The organism is Nocardia stercoris (assembly GCF_003696265.1).
Lineage (GTDB): Bacteria > Actinomycetota > Actinomycetes > Mycobacteriales > Mycobacteriaceae > Nocardia > Nocardia stercoris.
This window is the reverse complement of the sequence record NZ_RFFH01000012.1, coordinates 16,895-33,757: the sequence shown is the minus strand read 5'-3', so window position 1 is coordinate 33,757 and position 16,863 is coordinate 16,895. Positions and strand designations below refer to the sequence as shown.

At 69.0% G+C, this 16,863-nt stretch carries 18 protein-coding genes; 7 read left to right on the top strand and 11 right to left on the bottom strand.

Going from position 1 to position 16,863, the window contains the following annotated elements:
• Nucleotides 1-15 precede the first annotated feature (15 nt).
• From trpC to EBN03_RS23735, 3 genes are all read right to left on the bottom strand, one after another.
• A complete protein-coding gene (trpC, locus tag EBN03_RS23745) occupies nt 16-837 on the bottom strand; it encodes an indole-3-glycerol phosphate synthase TrpC (RefSeq protein WP_122190337.1) in 822 nt (273 codons plus the stop codon).
• 286 nt (nt 838-1,123) lie between these two features.
• The gene (locus EBN03_RS23740; protein WP_122190336.1) at nt 1,124-1,882 is read right to left on the bottom strand and encodes a TIGR02234 family membrane protein; all 759 of its coding nucleotides are present in this window, start codon (nt 1,880-1,882) and stop codon (nt 1,124-1,126) included.
• The gene (locus EBN03_RS23735; RefSeq protein WP_122190335.1) at nt 1,879-3,438 is read right to left on the bottom strand and encodes an anthranilate synthase component I; all 1,560 of its coding nucleotides are present in this window, start codon (nt 3,436-3,438) and stop codon (nt 1,879-1,881) included. Before EBN03_RS23735 ends, EBN03_RS23740 begins: the two co-directional genes overlap by 4 nt.
• 170 nt (nt 3,439-3,608) lie before the next feature.
• Here EBN03_RS23735 and EBN03_RS23730 point away from each other — a divergent pair, with 170 nt between their 5' ends.
• The 4 genes from EBN03_RS23730 to EBN03_RS23715 all read left to right on the top strand — a co-directional run bounded on the left by EBN03_RS23730 (nt 3,609) and on the right by EBN03_RS23715 (nt 5,774).
• Entirely contained in the window at nt 3,609-3,902 is a 294-nt protein-coding gene (locus EBN03_RS23730; RefSeq protein WP_122190334.1) for a hypothetical protein, read from the top strand.
• Between the two features lie 49 nt (nt 3,903-3,951).
• Nucleotides 3,952-4,407: a peroxiredoxin gene (locus tag EBN03_RS23725; protein WP_122190333.1), complete on the top strand. Its 456-nt coding sequence runs from the start codon at nt 3,952-3,954 to the stop codon at nt 4,405-4,407.
• 77 nt (nt 4,408-4,484) lie between these two features.
• Nucleotides 4,485-5,102, top strand: coding sequence for a permease (locus EBN03_RS23720; RefSeq protein ID WP_122190332.1), 618 nt, complete (start codon nt 4,485-4,487; stop codon nt 5,100-5,102).
• A gap of 159 nt (nt 5,103-5,261) precedes the next feature.
• Nucleotides 5,262-5,774, top strand: a complete 513-nt coding sequence (locus tag EBN03_RS23715; RefSeq protein ID WP_233608583.1) for a MarR family winged helix-turn-helix transcriptional regulator — start codon at nt 5,262-5,264, stop codon at nt 5,772-5,774.
• Here EBN03_RS23715 and EBN03_RS23710 read toward each other — a convergent pair whose 3' ends face one another.
• Both EBN03_RS23710 and EBN03_RS23705 read right to left on the bottom strand, forming a co-directional pair.
• Nucleotides 5,775-6,914 carry a hypothetical protein gene (locus EBN03_RS23710; protein ID WP_122190330.1) on the bottom strand — a complete coding sequence of 380 codons (1,140 nt, stop codon included), beginning with the start codon at nt 6,912-6,914 and terminating at the stop codon, nt 5,775-5,777.
• Nucleotides 6,914-7,843 (bottom strand): metal-dependent hydrolase, encoded by a 930-nt coding sequence (locus EBN03_RS23705; protein ID WP_122190329.1) that lies wholly within the window; start codon nt 7,841-7,843, stop codon nt 6,914-6,916. Before EBN03_RS23705 ends, EBN03_RS23710 begins: the two co-directional genes overlap by 1 nt.
• A 179-nt stretch (nt 7,844-8,022) precedes the next feature.
• Between EBN03_RS23705 and EBN03_RS23700 the strand changes: the two genes are divergently transcribed.
• Entirely contained in the window at nt 8,023-8,664 is a 642-nt protein-coding gene (locus EBN03_RS23700; protein WP_122190328.1) for a TetR/AcrR family transcriptional regulator, read from the top strand.
• Here EBN03_RS23700 and EBN03_RS23695 read toward each other — a convergent pair.
• Nucleotides 8,655-11,105 (bottom strand): FHA domain-containing protein, encoded by a 2,451-nt coding sequence (locus EBN03_RS23695; RefSeq protein ID WP_122190327.1) that lies wholly within the window; start codon nt 11,103-11,105, stop codon nt 8,655-8,657. The genes EBN03_RS23700 and EBN03_RS23695 overlap by 10 nt on opposite strands.
• A gap of 268 nt (nt 11,106-11,373) precedes the next feature.
• On the opposite strand from EBN03_RS23695, the gene EBN03_RS23690 reads away from it, so the two are divergent.
• The gene (locus EBN03_RS23690; protein WP_122190326.1) at nt 11,374-12,381 is read left to right on the top strand and encodes an RDD family protein; all 1,008 of its coding nucleotides are present in this window, start codon (nt 11,374-11,376) and stop codon (nt 12,379-12,381) included.
• Between the two features lie 9 nt (nt 12,382-12,390).
• Here the strand turns inward: EBN03_RS23690 and EBN03_RS23685 are convergent, their stop codons facing one another.
• Nucleotides 12,391-13,188 carry an ADP-ribosyltransferase gene (locus tag EBN03_RS23685; RefSeq protein WP_122190325.1) on the bottom strand — a complete coding sequence of 266 codons (798 nt, stop codon included), beginning with the start codon at nt 13,186-13,188 and terminating at the stop codon, nt 12,391-12,393.
• A 216-nt stretch (nt 13,189-13,404) separates the two neighbouring features.
• Between EBN03_RS23685 and EBN03_RS33825 the strand changes: the two genes are divergently transcribed.
• Nucleotides 13,405-13,800 (top strand): hypothetical protein, encoded by a 396-nt coding sequence (locus tag EBN03_RS33825; RefSeq protein ID WP_158675724.1) that lies wholly within the window; start codon nt 13,405-13,407, stop codon nt 13,798-13,800.
• A gap of 98 nt (nt 13,801-13,898) precedes the next feature.
• Here EBN03_RS33825 and hisI read toward each other — a convergent pair whose 3' ends face one another.
• From hisI to priA, 4 genes are all read right to left on the bottom strand, one after another.
• On the bottom strand, nt 13,899-14,249 hold the full coding sequence (gene hisI / locus EBN03_RS23675; RefSeq protein ID WP_122190323.1) for a phosphoribosyl-AMP cyclohydrolase: 351 nt from the start codon (nt 14,247-14,249) through the stop codon (nt 13,899-13,901).
• A gap of 73 nt (nt 14,250-14,322) precedes the next feature.
• Complete coding sequence (gene hisF / locus EBN03_RS23670) at nt 14,323-15,096, bottom strand: imidazole glycerol phosphate synthase subunit HisF (protein ID WP_122190322.1); 774 nt, start codon at nt 15,094-15,096, stop codon at nt 14,323-14,325.
• Nucleotides 15,093-15,938, bottom strand: coding sequence for an inositol monophosphatase family protein (locus EBN03_RS23665; RefSeq protein WP_122190321.1), 846 nt, complete (start codon nt 15,936-15,938; stop codon nt 15,093-15,095). The genes hisF and EBN03_RS23665 overlap by 4 nt, the downstream gene beginning before the upstream one ends.
• A gap of 3 nt (nt 15,939-15,941) precedes the next feature.
• Nucleotides 15,942-16,673 (bottom strand): bifunctional 1-(5-phosphoribosyl)-5-((5-phosphoribosylamino)methylideneamino)imidazole-4-carboxamide isomerase/phosphoribosylanthranilate isomerase PriA, encoded by a 732-nt coding sequence (gene priA / locus EBN03_RS23660; RefSeq protein WP_122190320.1) that lies wholly within the window; start codon nt 16,671-16,673, stop codon nt 15,942-15,944.
• Between the last annotated feature and the right edge of the window lie 190 nt (nt 16,674-16,863).

Sequence of the window (16,863 nt, the reverse complement as noted above, 5' to 3'; positions counted from 1 at the left end):
GGGGCAGGGTGGTCACTAGCGAGCTCCTCTACGTAGCGGGCGCGGGCAGGACGGGTGGGTTCCGGCGGTGACCAGCTCGGACACCGCGGCCCGCGGGTCGCCGCTGGTGACCAGGCTCTCGCCGACCAGCACGGCGTCCGCGCCGGCGCCGGCGTAGGCCAGCAGGTCGGCGGTGCCGCTGATGCCGGACTCGGCGACCCGGATGATCTCGCTGGGCAGGCCGGGCGCGATCCGCGCGAACACGTCGCGGTCGACCTCGAGTGTCTTGAGGTTGCGGGCGTTCACGCCGATGACCTTGGCGCCGGCCTCCAGCGCGCGGTCGGCCTCCTCCTCGGTGTGGACCTCGACCAGCGCGGTCATGCCCAGCGATTCGGTGCGGTCGATCAGCGAGGTCAGCACGTCCTGTTCCAGGGCGGCGACGATCAGCAGGATGACGTCGGCGCCGTGCGCGCGGGCCTCGTGGATCTGGTACGGGCCGACGACGAAGTCCTTGCGCAGGATCGGCACGTCGACCACCGCGCGCACCGCGTCCAGGTCGGCCAGCGAGCCCTGGAACCGGCGCTGTTCGGTGAGCACGCTGATGATCCGCGCGCCGCCGTCGGCGTACATGGCGGCCAGCTTGGCCGGGTCCGGGATATCGGCCAGATTGCCCTTCGACGGGCTGGCGCGCTTCACCTCGGCGATGACCCCGATGCCGTCGGCGTGCAGGGCGGCCATGGCGTCCCGCGGCGAGGGGGCGGCCTTGGCGGCGGCCTTGACGGCCTGGAAATCCAGGAGGGCTTCCCGAGCGGCCACATCCGCGCGGACCCCGTCGAGAATCGAGTCGAGTACCGTCATCTGGCTCGAATCCTTTCTGGGGAGACGGACTTTCCACCTGAGAATCCCCCCAGGTGTTGTCTCACCGATGCTGTTAAAGAGTAAAGGGCGGTACCGCCGGTACGGACGGCGGGGTGTCGTGCGCGGCGCGCCGCCGGTCGGGCGCGGCGGTCATTCTTCCGAATCGAAGGAAGTGACCGGCGACACTCGGCCCGAACGGTCGGCAGTGTCGCGCCGTCCAGGGTCGGCACCGGATCGGTGCCCGCGGTCGGTCGCGCCGTGATCGCGCCGCCCGGCCGCAGCGGGATCACGACGCGTCGCCCCGGTCGGCCGGATCGGGGTCGCGGCGCTCGGGCGCGCCGGAACCGATGGTCCCCGCGCTCGGGTCGTCGGGTTCGGCAGCGTCCTCGACACCGGCGGTCGGGTCGGTGCCGGCGTCCAGCGCATCCCACAGCACCCGCTCCGGCAGCGCCGAATCGCCTTCCGGCACAGCCGAATCCGCCGCAGCGGCGACCTGCCCCGCGGCGTCCGCGCGCCGGAACACCGGGTTGTCGTACTTACCGGACAGCTGCGGGTCACCCTGCGGCATCCGGGCCAGCAACAGGCCCGCCGCGAACGCGGCCAGCGCCCCCGCCAGCGACAGCCACACCGGAAACGCGGACGTGCTCACGTGGTCGACGTGCGCGCGCACCGGCAGCTCGGCCAGCTTCGCGGCCCGGTCGGCGGTGGCACTGTGCCCGGAGACGATCGCGAACCACGGCACCGCGGCGAGGGCGGCCAGCACCGCCACCACGATGCCCACCCCGCGCCGTAGCCAGCCGCGGGTCACGTACACCGCCGCGACGGCCGCGAGCAGCACCAGCGCCAGCGGGGTCATCGCACCGAACCAGGTGCCGCCGTCGAGTTTGTGCGTGCGCGGCTCGGTCAGGCCGTCCGAGGACACCACGGTCACCCAGATCATGCGCGAGGAGCCCCACAGGCAGGCCGCGGCCACCACCAGCAGCAGCGCCGCCCCGGTGGGCCGGCGCGCGGCCTGCCGCGGTGCGGACTGCACGGTGTCGGTCATCGCTCCACCGCGGCGTCCGCCGCGTCCTCGGCCGGGGTGTACGCGCGCAGCGTGCCGGCCGCCGCGACGGCCTTGAGCACGGCCATCGCCTTGTTGCGGGCCTCGGTGTCCTCGTAGACCGGGTCGGAGTCGGCGACCACGCCCGCGCCGGCCTGCACGTAGGCCACGCCGTCCTTGAGCAGCGCGGTCCGGATCGCGATCGCGGTGTCGGCGTCCCCGGCGAAGTCCAGGTACCCGACCACGCCCGCGTAGAGGCCGCGGCGGGTCGGCTCGAGCTCCTCGATCAACTCCATGGCCCGCACCTTGGGCGCGCCCGACAGCGTCCCGGCCGGGAAGCACGCCTCCACGGCGTCGAGGGCGACCCGGCCCGGCGACAGCCGGCCGGTGACCGTCGAGACCAGGTGCATGACATGGCTGTAGCGCTCGACGTGCCGATACTCGGTGACCCGGACCGTGCCCGGCTCGCACACCCGGCCCAGATCGTTGCGGCCCAGGTCGACCAGCATGAGGTGCTCGGCGTTCTCCTTCGCGTCCGCCAGCAGGTCCTTCTCCAGCAGCAGGTCGTCCTCCTCGGTGGTCCCGCGCCACCGAGTGCCCGCGATCGGGTGCGTGGTGGCGAGACCGTCGGTGACGGTGACCAGCGATTCGGGGCTGGAACCCACGATGGAGAACGCGGTGCCGCCGGATCCGTCCGGGACGTGCACGAGATACATGTACGGGCTCGGGTTCGACGCCCGCAGCATGCGGTACAGGTCCAGCGGGCTGCCGTCGTAGTCCATCTCGAAGCGCTGCGAGAGCACCACCTGGAAGGCCTCACCGGCCTCGATCTCCTTGATCAGGCGGCGCACACCCGCCCCGAACTCCTCGGTGGTCCGGCAGCGCCGATAGTCCGGTTCGGGACGCTCGAAGGTCGACACCGTGGACTGGGCGGGCGTGGCCAGCGCGGCGGTCATCCGGTCCAGGCGGGCGACGGCGTCGTCGTAGGCCTCGTCGACCCGTTCCGAGGTGCCGTTCCAGTTGACCGCGTTGGCGATGAGGGTGATCGCACCCTCGTGGTGGTCGAAGGCGGCCAGGTCGGTGGCCAGGAGCAACACCATCTCCGGGATCCGCAGATCGTCGGTGGTCAGCTCGGGCAGCCGTTCGAGCCGGCGCACGATGTCGTAACCCAGGTAGCCGACCAGGCCGCCGGTCAGCGGCGGCAGGCCGGGCAGCCGCTCGGTGCGCAGCAGCTGCAGGGTGTCGCGCAGGGCGCGCAGCGGGTCGCCGCCGGCGGGCGCGTCGGCCGGGGCGGCGCCGAGCCAGGCCGCTTCCCCGTCGACGACGGTCAGCGCGGCCGGGCTGCCCGCGCCGATGAACGACCAGCGCGACCACGACCGGCCGTTCTCGGCCGATTCCAGCAGGAAGGTCCCGGCGCGGTCGGCGGCCAGTTTCCGATAGGCCGACAGCGGCGTCTCGGAATCCGCGAGCACCTTGCGCACCACCGGAACGACCCGGTGATCCGCTGCGAGCGCGCGGAACTGTTCACGGGTAGTGGTCACAGAATCATCGCCGTGCATTCGCCCATCATTCCAGCCCGTGGCAACGGGAATTACCCCGGCCGCTCGCGCGGGTGTCGGGCACCCCGGGTCCTACCGGTCGATCACCGCATGTCGATACCGCGCCGCGCCGATTACGACTGCGAATATCAAGCATCCGTGTTCGTCGCCCGCGAAGGGAGTTCGACTCGATGTACCCACCGAAGGCGCCGGAGGCCCCCCGCCACGGCGGCCGCCAGCAGACCGCCGCCCCGCAGCACCGGGGCACGCCGCACTCGAACCCGCAAGCGCCCGTACTGAACTCGGTGAGCGCCTTCGTCACGCACGCCAAGGCGCTGGAGAGCCTGGACCGTACGCGCTATCCCGAGGAGTTCGAGATGCTCAGTGATCGCATTCGGGAACTCGAACCGTTACTGCGGGTGCACGGGATTCTCGATGTGATGCAGGTGAAGAACCCGGAAGTGGCCGCGCTGATCGGCGCGTAGCACTCGCCGGCGGTATCGGGGAGGGTGGTTTCCCGGTACCGTCGGCGGCATGAAGGTTGGTGACCTAGCCCCGCAGTTCGAACTTCCCGATCAGGCGGGTACCGCCCGGTCGCTGGACAGCCTGCTGTCCGGCGGGCCTCTGGTTCTGTTCTTCTATCCCGCAGCCAATACCCCGGTGTGTACCGCCGAGGTCTGCCATTTCCGTGATCTGGCAGCCGAATTCGCCGCGGTCGGCGCGTCCTGCGCCGGGATCAGCACCGATGCCGTCGATACGCAGGCCGGATTCGCCGGCAAGCACGGTGTCGGCTACCCCCTGCTCTCCGACGACGACGGCGCCGTCGCCGAACTGTTCGGTGTGAAGCGCGGGCTGCTGGGCCGGCTCTCGCCGGTCAAGCGCCACACGTTCGTGATCGACACCGACCGCCGGATCCTGGCCGTGATCACCGGTGAGCTGCGGGCCAACGTCCACGCGGACGACGCGCTGAAGGTGCTCCGAGACCGCTGATTCCAGCCGGACAGATCGGCCGAACCGCCCGCGCGTGGTGCCGACAACCGACCGGCCGTTCTGCATACGCTTGGGCTATGACCGCGAACCAGGCAGATCCGACCGGCCGGTCCCCCCGAACCGTCTTCGGCGCCACCGGGCGGCAGTGGCGCAACCGGACCATCGTGGCCCTGACCGCGATCCTGCTGCTGGTCATCGCCTATTTCATTGTGGCCGCGTTCATTCCGCGCTGGTGGGCACATCGGGTCGGATCGATGTCGGGGAACGGCAGTTTCACCAAGGGCATCGCGTCCGGATTCGGGATCGGGTTCCTGTGCACCCTCGTCCCCCTGCTCTTGCTGGCCTTCTGCCTGATGGTGTGGCAGCGGCGGGGCGGGCGGTTCATGGCGGGCGCCGCGGTCGTCCTGGCGATCGCCGCCGCGCTGCCGAATCTGATGACGCTGTCGATCGTGTGGGGGCGCAGCGATGCCGCGCACGCCGGCGAGCGCATTCTCGATGTCGAGGCGCCCGGTTTCCGCGGGGCGAGCCTGGCCGGCGCGATCCTCGCGCTGGCGCTGCTGCTGATCGTGGCCTTCACCGTCATACGGCACCAGATCACGGCGAAACACGAGGCCAGGGCGGCCGCCGAGCAGGCGCAGGCGGCGAACCGGACCGCCACCGACCCCGGCACACCGGATCCCACCATCGAGCGCTGACCGGACTTCCGCAGCTCGCCCGCACGGCGGGTGAATCGGGGGTGATAGCTGTCACGTCATTTGCCACTCTTCATGCCAGGTGAGCGAAGTCATGGCAAACTGAGACATGGCGGGTGACAATCCACGACCGTGTCACTTGGCGGCAGGAGAGGGCGCGGAGTGACGGAACGGCTGAATCCCGGCGAGGAGCAGGCATGGCGGGCGCTGGTTGCGCTCACAACGCGGCTACCTGCGGCGATGGATACCCAGCTACAGCGCGAAGCGGGTATGACGCATTTCGAGTACCTGCTGCTCACCGCGCTGGCCGAGCAACCCAATCGCAAGCTTCAGCTCAGCGAGCTAGCCGCTAGAGCAAACGCCTCGCTATCACGCCTGTCGCATGTGGTGACCAAACTCGAACGAGTCGGCTGGGTCCGCCGCGAGGCCCTGCCCGGCCGCCGCGGCGCCCACGCCGTGCTCACCGAATCCGGATACGCCAAGGCCGTCGCCGCCGCGCCCGGCTATCTGGCAGCTGTGCGCGGACTGGTGTTCGACGGATTCGACCGGTCCGAGGTGGAACAGCTCAGCACGATCGCCGACGCGATCATCGCCCAGCTGGAGGCCGGTCAGGCCCGCGGCATCGGACGTACCGGGGGCAACAACCTCCAGCCGGGCGAGACCACCAGCCGCTAGTCAGGCGGGCTGCGGCACGGCGATTTCCGTGGTCACCCGTGCTGCCGTGCGGCCTACCGTGAACGTGCCCGCCACGACCAGGATGGCGACCACGAAACACGCCGCGGTGTACGGAAGATTGCCGATCGGGTCACCGTTCGGCGTCAGCCCGCCGACCGCCTTGCGGAAGTCCGGCAACGCCGACGCCCACAACCCGGCGAACACCACCAGGTACAGCACGCTGTACCAGCGAACCAGGCTGTCGGAGTAGCGGGCATCGCCGGAACGCCGCAACCGCGCCCAGCTCTGCGCCAGCACCACCGTGGCCACGATCGCGACCACCACCAGTTCCGCCGCGTAGATCCAGCCTCGCACCGTGTCGCTTCCGGCCCCGAACACGGTGGCCGGCAACGGAAGCACGAACGTGCCCACCGAGGCCAGCAAACCGATCACGACGGTCCGGCCGACCAGCTGAGGCCCGCTGAACTGCCGGCCCGCGTCGACGTGCCGGCCCACGAAGAACCGCACACACCAGGCCAGCGACACCGGCCACAGCGCCGCGAACACCACCACACTGGGCAGCGGCACCGAATCGAACATCGGCTGGTTGAGCGGGTTGTGAATCGTCCACTCCCACCAGCGTTCCTGCGGTCCGATCTGGTCGAAGATCTCGTAGAACGCGTGGTGGACGAAACCCACGCAGACCGCACCGACGAACGGGCCGCGGTAGCGGAACACGCCCAGCATGCGGACGATCTCGTAGGCGATGGTCGCGTTGAACGGGTAGATCGCGACGATGTAGAGCGGTAGCCGGCCCCACAGGAAGTCGACGCTGAACACGTTGTGCGCGAACATCGTGTCGACCTGGCCCGAAATACCGAATGCCGCGGGGAAATACAGTGGCGGCTCGATCACGAACAGGTAGGCCAGGGCGCCGAACCACAGCACCAGGTTGGTGGGGTCCTTGTCCCGGCGCAGACGCACGATCGCCAAGGCCAGCATGAGCACCGAGCCAACGACGACGGTGGTCTCGAGAACCGGCAGGGTCCAGTTCTCCAGGTGGGTCGGGTTACGGAATTCGACCAGCCCGCCGGCGGTGTCGCAGGAGAAACCCAGCGAATGAGCGAGCTGATCGAAGGTCGCTGCGCAGTGGTCGGCCATCAGTTCGCACCCGCGGATTCGGCGGTGTACCAACGGGTTACGTCGTAACCGTCCTCGTAGCGCCGGAACCACACGTCGGCCAGGGCCGGCAGCTTCTCGTGTGCGGGATCGTGTTTGGGCAGCTGGCTGCGGATCACACCGTTGAGGGCCGTGAGCTGCTCGCGCATCGGCAGTTTGCCGAAGCCGCGGTTCATCGGCCCCTCGTCGGGCCAGCTCGACACGGGCAGCAGCTCACGCAGCCGCTTCTCCCACCGGTAGGTGGCGAACATCGCCATGGCGTCGACCTGGCGGTCCTCCTTGGGAACATGCTTGTTGAAGCCCGCCGAGGCGATCCGGATCACCTTCATCACGTGCCGGAAGATGGAGGGCGCCATGCGCATTCGGTACAGATCGCTGCCGACCAGGGAGTTGAAGATGATCAGCCCCGAGCTGCGGTGCTCGACCTCTTCGACGAAGTGCCAGATGAACAGGGAGGCCACCCGGTCGTCGCCGGGAGCGAACAGGGTGTCCTCGTTGTCCAGCATCAGCTTGAAGACCGGGGTGAAGGTGGCCTCCAGGTCCGCGGTGTAGGCCAGCCGGTACTTCAGCGACTTCTCGGCGGTGAGCTTGTCGAATTCGGCGATGACGGCGTCGAGGGTCTCCTGCAGACCCGGGTACCGCCGGATGAGCCCACGGACGTGCTGGCGGTGTCCGGTGGAATGCTGGCCCTCCTGCCGCATGAAGGCGTCGGACTCGGCGGCGGCTTCGGGATCGGTGAACAGCGGCTTGGCCTCCATGCACGCCTTCACGATCATCTTCTCGAAGCCGATGGCCAGGAACGAGATGGCGTTGGTCATGCTCGACCAGGCCGGATTGTTCTCGTTCCACAGGAACGGAACGTCGTAGTCCTCGAACGCGAAATCCATCTTCCGGATCTTCAGATCGGTCATGCCGCAATCCCTCGCACTTCATGGTTGGGCCGCCCCGGCTGTGTTCCGGCTGCCCGCGATGAACCAAACATACACCCAAGCGTTCGTTTGTATGATTGGAATCGGACAGTCAGCCTCCCGGCAGCTGTCCTGGTAGCGTCAACGGTCGATTCGCCGACCACGACAACGGGAAGAGGGCAGTGGCACGCAGGCGCGGGTGGGGCGGCAGTCCGCCCGCCGACGACGAAGAGGCCGCACGCCGGATCGTCGGCGCCGCAGTCGATCTCATCGCGCGCACCGGCGCCGAGATCAGCATCGCCGACGTCGCCGAATCCCTCGGCGTCATCCGCCAGACCGTGTACCGCTACTTCCCCAGCGCCGACGCGCTCATGCGCGCCGCCGCCATCGCGTCGGTGGACGGCTTCCTCGACCGGCTGGCCCAGCAGGTCAAGGGCCTGACCGACCCGGTCGAGGCGATGACCGAGGGCGTCGTCTACACCCTCACCGAGGTCCGCGGCACCCCCCACCTGGGCCTGCTGCTCACCACCAACTACTCCGGCGAATACGCCGACGGCATCACCTCACCGCAGGCCCAGGACTTCGGCATGTCGGTGATCCGCCGCTTCGAAGTCGACTGGGCGAGTTACGGTTACGACGACGCCGCCCTCCGCGAACTCGTCGAGTTCCTGCTGCGCACCATGCAGTCCTTCTTCATCTCCCCCGGCCATCCCCCGCGCGAGGGCGACGACCTGCGCCGCTACCTGCGTCGGTGGATGGGCACCGCGATCAGCGCCCAACCGGCCCCGAACCCCGCCGGCGAGAGCGCGCGGGCTCACAGCTGAGCGGCGCGGGCTCCGCGTCGCCGTGGCCGCATCTGGACCAGGCGGTACCACGCCAGCCCGACGAAGATCACCGCGAGACCGGCGACGACGCCCATATCGAGCAGCCAGGCGCCGGTGGTGTGTTTCCACAGCGGGTCGGGGGCGCCGTCGTGCGGCGTGATGGTGTCGAGGTCGATGCTGGCCGCCGCGGCGCCGAAACCCCAGCGGGACGGCGACAGGAACGACAGCTGCTGCAGCACCGGCGTGCCGGGCAACCGCACCAGACCGCCGGTGAGCACCAATTGCGCCATGGACAGCACGATCAGCAGGGGCAATATCTTGTCCACGGTGCTCACCGAAGCCGACACCAGCAACCCCAACGCCAACGACGCGATGCCCAGCATCGCCATCGCCAGAACCAATTCCAGCTGGGCCGAGGTGAATATCCCGCTCGGCGGGAAACTCGTACCGATGGCGCCGATCGAGAACATCACCGCCGTCTGAACGATGGTGATCACACCCAAAACCAGCAGTTTCGACATCAAATAGACCCCGGCGGACAATCCGGCCGCGCGTTCTCTCCGGTAGATCGTCCGTTCCTTGACGATCTCGCGAATCGCGTTGCCGGTGCCGACGAAACAGGCACCGAAAACCAAGATCATGAGCTTGGAGGAGGCATCGGTGTTGGTTCCCGGCGCCCCGGTGAAGCCCGCACCCGCCGGCACCGCGGCGATCAAACCGCCCAGCAGCAGCGGCATCACACCGAGCAACGCCAGATAACTGCGGTCCGAGGCGATCACCGCCAGATATCGCCGGCACAGGGTGCTGAGCTGACTGAGCTTGGACTGTGGTGCGGGAGGCGGCACGGCCGGGGTGCGTTCCTCCGCCGGTCCGCCGTCGCCGGTCAGCCCGACCGCGACATAGTGCTCGAAGCGCGGTGAGTTCCGGAACTCACCGGCCCAGTCGCGGTCCTCCTCCCGGTCGAAGGCCTGGAACACTTCGGCCCAGGTGCGCTGCCCGAACTCCTGCAGGCCCTCCGCGGGCGGTCCGTAATAGGCCAGCTTGCCACCGGGCACCAGCACCAGGAGACGGTCACAGGAATCGAGATTCGCCACGCTGTGGGTGACGACGATGACGGTCCGCTTGTCGTGGGCGAGTTCGGACAGCATCTCCATGACCGTCTTGTCCAGGCCCGGGTCCAGGCCGGAGGTCGGTTCGTCGAGGAACAGCAGGGACGGTTTGGTCAGCAGTTCCAATGCGACGCTCACCCGTTTGCGCTGCCCGCCGGAGAGCCGATCGATGCGGGTGTCGGCATGCCGCGACAAGCCGAGTTCGTCGAGGACCTCGTCGACGCGCTGCTCGCGTTCCTCGGGGCGGGTGTCACCGGGGAAGCGCAGCTCGGCCGCGTAGAGCAGGGCGCGGCGCGTCGGGAGCTGGTTGTGCAGGATGTCCTCCTGCGGAACCAGCCCGATCCGGTGTCGCAGCTCGTCGTAATCGGTGTACAGGTCGCGTCCGTCGTAGCGGACGGTCCCCTCGGTCGCGGGCCGCAGCCCGGTGACCGCGCCCAACAGCGTCGACTTGCCCGCTCCACTGGGTCCGATCACCCCGACCAGTGAACGCTGCGCGATCGGGAAGCTCACCTCGTCGAGCAGCACTTTGCCGTCCGGTGTGCGCACGATGAGGTTCTGCACCGAGACCGAGATGTCACCGGTGTCGACGGACTCGCGCAGTTCGTTGCCGACCAGCCGGAAATTGGTGTGCCCCATGCCGATCAAGTCGGATTCGGACAGGTCCGCGGTGTCGATCCGCCGGCCGTTGACATACGTGCCGTTGTGACTGTCGAGGTCGACGACTCGATATTCACCGTCGGCGATCACCTGGATTTCGGCGTGATGGCGGGACACCATGAGGTCGGGCACGACGATGTCATTGTCGACGGCGCGTCCGATCCGGAGCATGCCCGAGCCGATCCGTACCACCGCGGTGGGCGGGGACGACCGCGACACTCGGCGTGGCAGGTCCGCCTCGTACTTGGTGACCGTGGCTTCGTCGCCCAAGTCGTAGCCGGGATTCGGGACGACCATCGTGTCCCCACCGGGATCGTCGCCGGCTTCGGATGCGGGGCGGGGTGAGGTTTCGAGCGAGCAGGACAACCGCGCACCGTCCTTGGCGTGCCCCAATTCGAAGGTCTCGTCGTGGTCGATCAGCATTCGCTCGACGCGACGACCGTCGAAAAAGGTGCCGTTCAGACTGTGCGCGTCCTCGATTTCCCACCCCTGCGATCCGCGCTCCAGCACGGCATGCAAGGACGAAACACGCGGATCGGTGACCACGATGTCGGCGGCCGGATCACGGCCGATGTTGTACGCACCCCCGGCCTGTAGCCGGTAGACGTGTTCTCGGGTCTGCACCACGAGAACGGGCGACTCGGGGAATTCGGTGGAGGACCGCTCATCCGCCATAACGGGAGTATACGACCGCGCCGAACAGCCCCGTGAAGATCGCCGGGAGTTGTTGCGCTGATCCGACAGAACTCGATGCGATATCGAAGCCGAATATTTCCCGATTTGTTTCGTGCACCGAATTCCGTTTACATCCCATATACGGATTCACCGGCACTTTACGCACCGGTTGCGATGTGCGCAATTTCCGGGCTCGAACATCCGGCACTTCGCCCGGCGGACGTGTCGGTCGGGGTGCGCGGGCGCGACGCTGTGCGATCCTGACCGTATGACGCCGCCAGAACCCGGCTTGTTCGGACGTGTCGTGGGCGCGGTCACGGGCAAGGTCGTCGAGATCGTGCCGGTCGAGCAGATCGTCGAGGAGATCGACGTCGACGCGTTGTTGGAGCGGGTGGACCTCGACCGGCTGCTCGACCGGGTGGACGTGAACCGGTTCCTCGATCGGGTGGACGTGGAACGGTTGCTCGATCGGGTGGACGTCGAGGAGCTGGTACAGCGGGCGGGGATCGCGGACGTGGTCGCCCGGACCACCATGGGACTGGCCGGGCGCACCCTCGATGTCGTGCGGCGCGAGCTGGCCGGACTGGATCGGATCGAGACCGGGATCGTCGACCGGGTGCTGCGCCGCCGCGGGCCGGCACCACTCGGCCCGCCCGCGCTCGTCGGCCGCGCGTCATCGGCGCAGCCGGACACCGTCGCACCATCGGGCCCGGCCGTCCACCCGCCCCCGGGACCGGACACCACGACGGTACGAAGGCCGAAAACCGCTGCGGCCGTTGGCCGTACCACCGTCAGCGGCCGGTACGCGGGCCCGGTCAGCCGGGCCGCCGCGGCGGCGATCGACGTCGGCGTCATCCTGGGCGCATACTCGCTCGCCTTCTGGCTCGTCGGCGTACTCGCCAAGGCACTGTTCGGCTTCTCGGTCGGGGAAGGCAACGGGATCGTGGCCTCCACCCTCCTCGCCGTCTGGGCCGCCCTGTACCTGACCACGACCACCGCGATCTCCGGCCGCACGGTCGGCAAGGGAATCATCGGACTCACCGTCGTCTCCCGCACCGGCTCCCCGGTCCGGCCACGCGCCGCCCTGGTCCGAACGCTGGCCTTCCCACTCAGCACGATATTCGCGATCGGCTTGGCCCTCATCGCATTACGCCGCGACCATCGCGCACTCCACGACCTGATCGCCCGCACCGCGGTCGTCTACGACTGGGGCGACCGACCGGCACAACTATCGGCCCCACTCACCGCCTTCCTCCGCGCCCACGACGCGGCGTGATCCCAACGGTCAGGTCGCGATGCCGGTGACGGTCGCCGCCACCGCCCACCTGCGACCCACCCGCTGGATATCGGATACCTCGAAATCCAGATTCCGGCCGAGCAGCAGTTCGTACTCGCCGAGCGTGGCCGACACGTCGCCGACATAGATCGCCGGAATTCCCGGCGGCACATCGAGTGTCACCTCGACGTTGCGGTGTTCGAGCCGCTGGAGGTCGAGGGTGCCGTCGGGATGCAGCGAGGTACTGACGAAGTCGTCGAACCGCCCCCGGTCGCCGGGACGGACCGCCGCGATGTCGGTGTCCGGGAACAGCCGGCCGGCTTGAATGGTCTTGTGGACCCGAACCCATTCGTGCGTCGGTTGCCGCGCCAGGATCGCGTCCAGATCTCGAACCTGCTGCTGTAGCGACGGCGGAAGGGGATACCGCATGCGCAGCATGTCGTTGATCCAGGTGCTCTCGCCGGCGGTGTAATCGGTCAGCAAGAAGCGTTGCTCCTGCTCGAGCCCGTCGACAGTGTCGCGCCAGACGCTCGAGCCGTAGGCATGAGCGTCAGCGGTGGTAACGAATATCCTCGGCGTCGGTCGAGCGCGACCGACCGGGTCCGAGCCCGCGGCGGCGTGTTCGACGACCGAGTCGAGGGTGGCCGCGCCGCCTCGCTCGGCATCGTCGAGCGCGGGCGACACCTGGTGCAGCGGCTCACTCAGCTTCCGCAGACCGCCGGCGTCGGCGACCCCGGCCCGTTCGGTCTCCTGGGCCAAACGCTCGACGAGGCGGCGCAGTGCTGCCGCCACCACCTCATCGTCCACCCGGTCCCTCTTCCGGCCGCATCGAGCACGGACCGGATCCGACTGTACGGCCCCCGCCCCGAGCCCGAGGGTGTCATCTTCCAGCGCTGGAAATACCGGGAGTCGAGATCCGGTCCGCCATCCCCTGCACGGTCGCCGGCGAACCGCACGGCGCCGACTTCAGCGCAATGCCCTTGTGTCACATCGCATGACAAATGGTCGACGATTCAGGCTCGAATGTCGTTTCAGCAGATGCCATTAGTAGGCGGGCATGCGCCGCCGACCGAACCGGCCCGCCAAGCCAAATCGGCCAGTACCCCGGCGATCAACTCCACGGCTTGCCCCGACGGCGACGCGGCACCCGCGGCCGCGAGCGACGCGACCGAACCCTCAGCCACTTGCCCCGACTGCGTGGAAGTAACCGCCGCCGAGACCGACCATGCCGAATTCGTACCCGCCACCCAGAGCGGCCAAGCCGAATCCGTGCTCGCCGAAGACGTGGCCGCAGCGGTGCCCGCGGTATCGACCGGCGTCAACGGCACGCCCGCGGCGGCGATACCGGCCGGACCTACGGCCGCAGCGATCGATACGGCGGCCATGACAGCCACGAAACTACCCTTGTTCATCACGTAGCGGATGCTAGTGAACCGCCGGCCACAGCCGAGGGGGAATTGTCCGGATCGAAGCGCCGGCTCTACCCGATAGCCAACCGCGACTTCCGAGTTCGTCGTCTACGCTCCGGCCGGGCCCAGCAGCTGGTCGCCGTCCCAGCAGCTGTGTGTGCCCGTGTGGCACGCCGCGCCGACCTGGTCGACGATCAGTAGCAGCGTGTCACCGTCGCAGTCGAGGCGGACCTCGTGAACGTACTGGGTGTGGCCGGAGGTCTCGCCCTTCACCCAGTACTGGCGGCGGGAACGCGAGTAGTAGGTGGCCTTGCGGGTGGCCAGGGTGCGGGCGAGGGCCTCGTCGTCCATCCAGGCCATCATCAGCACGTCGCCGGTGCCGCGTTCCTGCACGACGGCGGCCACCAGGCCGGCGTCGTTGCGTTTGAGGCGGGCGGCGATCGTGGGGTCGAGGCTCATCGCTGCGCCTCGCTGACGCTCGGCTCCGCGATGCGCCCAGCGCGCCGGCACATGATTCGCTCACTTCGTTCGCTCATCGGACCACGATCCCGTCCGCGCGCATGGCGTCCTTCACCTGCGGGATGGTGAGGTCACCGAAGTGGAACACGCTGGCCGCCAGCACCGCGTCGGCGCCGGTCTGCACGGCGGGCGCGAAGTGCTCGACGCTGCCCGCGCCGCCGCTGGCGATGATCGGCACCGACACCGCGGCCCGCACGGCGGCGATCATGGGCAGGTCGAAGCCGCCCTTGGTGCCGTCGGCGTCCATCGAGTTCAGCAGGATCTCGCCCACCCCCAGTTCGGCGCCGCGGATCGCCCATTCGACGGCGTCGATCCCGGTGCCGCGGCGGCCGCCGTGCGTGGTGACCTCCCAGCCCGAGGGCGTGGGTTCGTTGCCGGTGGGCACGGTCCGCGCGTCGACCGACAGCACGATGCACTGGGCGCCGAACCGCTCCGACATCTCGCGCAGCACTTCGGGTTTCGCGATGGCCGCGGTGTTCACCGACACCTTGTCCGCGCCGGCGCGCAGCAACCGGTCCACGTCCTCGACGGTCCGGACACCGCCGCCGACGGTGAGCGGAATGAAGATCTGCTCGGCGGTCCGGGTGACCACGTCGATCATGGTGCCGCGGTCGCCGGTGGAGGCGGTGACATCGAGGAAGGTGAGTTCGTCGGCGCCCTGCGCGTCGTAGACCTGCGCCAGTTCCACCGGATCGCCGGCATCCCGCAGGTTTTCGAAGTTGACGCCCTTGACCACCCGGCCCGCATCCACATCCAGACACGGAATCACCCGCACTGCCAACGTCATTGCTCCACCTCCTCCGACCCGGCCGGGGGCGTCACCGCGTCGGTCACCCGAATCACGGTGTCCCCGATCAGATCCAACAGTTCCTCGTGCACGCCGGGCGCGGCGGCCAGCACCGACCCGGAGTCGATCCGCCACTCCCGGCCCAGCAGATCGGTGACCACACCGCCGGCCGCGCGCACCAGCGCGACCCCGGCGGCGTTGTCCCACGGATGATGTCCGAACACCACCGCGCCGCCCAGAATTCCGGATGCGGTGTAGGCCAGATCGATTCCCGTCGAGCCGTGCATGCGCACGCGGCCCGAGAGCCGGCTCAGCGCGCCCAGCAGATTGAACCGGAAGATGCCCGGGATCCGGCCCTCCCCGTCGATATTGAAGGCCCCGAACCCGATCATGCTGTGCGACAACTTGCCCGGTTCGAGCGGCGGCTGCGGGACGCCGTCGATCAGCAGCGGCCCACCGGCCACGGCCGCGTATCGCCGGCCCAGCCCGGGCAGCCAGGTGAGGCCGATCACCGGTTCACCGTCGCGGACCAGGGCCAGCAGCATGCCCGAAAGCGGGTGTCCGGCCGAATAATTGAAGGTTCCGTCGATCGGGTCCAACACCCAGGCGGTGCCCGACGTCAGTTCGGGACCGCCGAATTCCTCCCCGTGCACCGGAATTCCGGTACGCGCCAGCAACTCCCGCGACACGGTCCGCTCCAGCTCGAGGTCGAGCTCGGTGGCGAAATCGCCGCGGCCCTTGTCCACCGCGCTCGGTGCGCCGACTCCCGCCACGAAACGCGGTGCGGCGTCGTCGAGTACGGTCGCCGCGGCGGCGAGCAGGTCGGGGAGGTCGGCGGTCATCGGCTAGCGGACCGCTTCGAGAGCTTCGGGCAGCGTGAACCGGCCCGCGTACAGCGCCTTGCCGATGATGGCGCCCTCCACCCCCTCGTCGACCAGAGTCGCGATGGCCCGCAGGTCGTCGAGCTCCGAGATGCCGCCGGAGGCGACCACCGGGGCGTCGGTGGCGTTGGCGACCTCGCTGAGCAGGGTCAGGTTCGGGCCGGTCAGCGTGCCGTCCTTGGAGACGTCGGTGACGACGTAGCGCGAGCAGCCGTCGCGCTCGAGCCGCTCCAGCACCTCCCACAGGTCACCGCCGTCGGTGACCCAGCCGCGCCCGCGCAGCCGCCACTCGCCGTCGATCAGCTTGGTGTCCAAGCCGACCGCGATCCGGTCGCCGTACTCGCCGATGGCCCGCGCGCACCACTCGGGGTTCTCGATCGCGGCGGTACCGAGGTTGACCCGCGCGCAGCCGGTGGCCAGCGCGGCGCGCAGCGACTCGTCGTCACGGATCCCGCCGGACAGCTCGACCTTGACGTCCAGCTCACCGATCACCCCGGCCAGCAGCTCGCGATTGGATCCCTTGCCGAAGGCGGCGTCCAGGTCGACCAGGTGCACCCATTCGGCCCCGGCGTTCTGCCAGGCGAGGGCGGCGTCGCGCGGCGACCCGTAACCGGTCTCGCTACCGGCCTCCCCCTGAACCAGGCGAACGGCCTCACCATTGGCGACATCGACGGCAGGAAGCAGCACAAGACTCACTTCGACGATCTCAGTGGGTGAGCGCCGCGGTCCCGGACCGGGCTACCGGCGCTCAGCCGTCTGGGCGACATCGACGGCAGGAAGCAGCACAAGACTCACTTCGACGATCTCAGTGGGTGAGCGCCGCGGTCCCGGACCGGGCTACCGGCGCTCAGCCGTCTGGGCGACATCGACGGCAGGAAGCAGCACA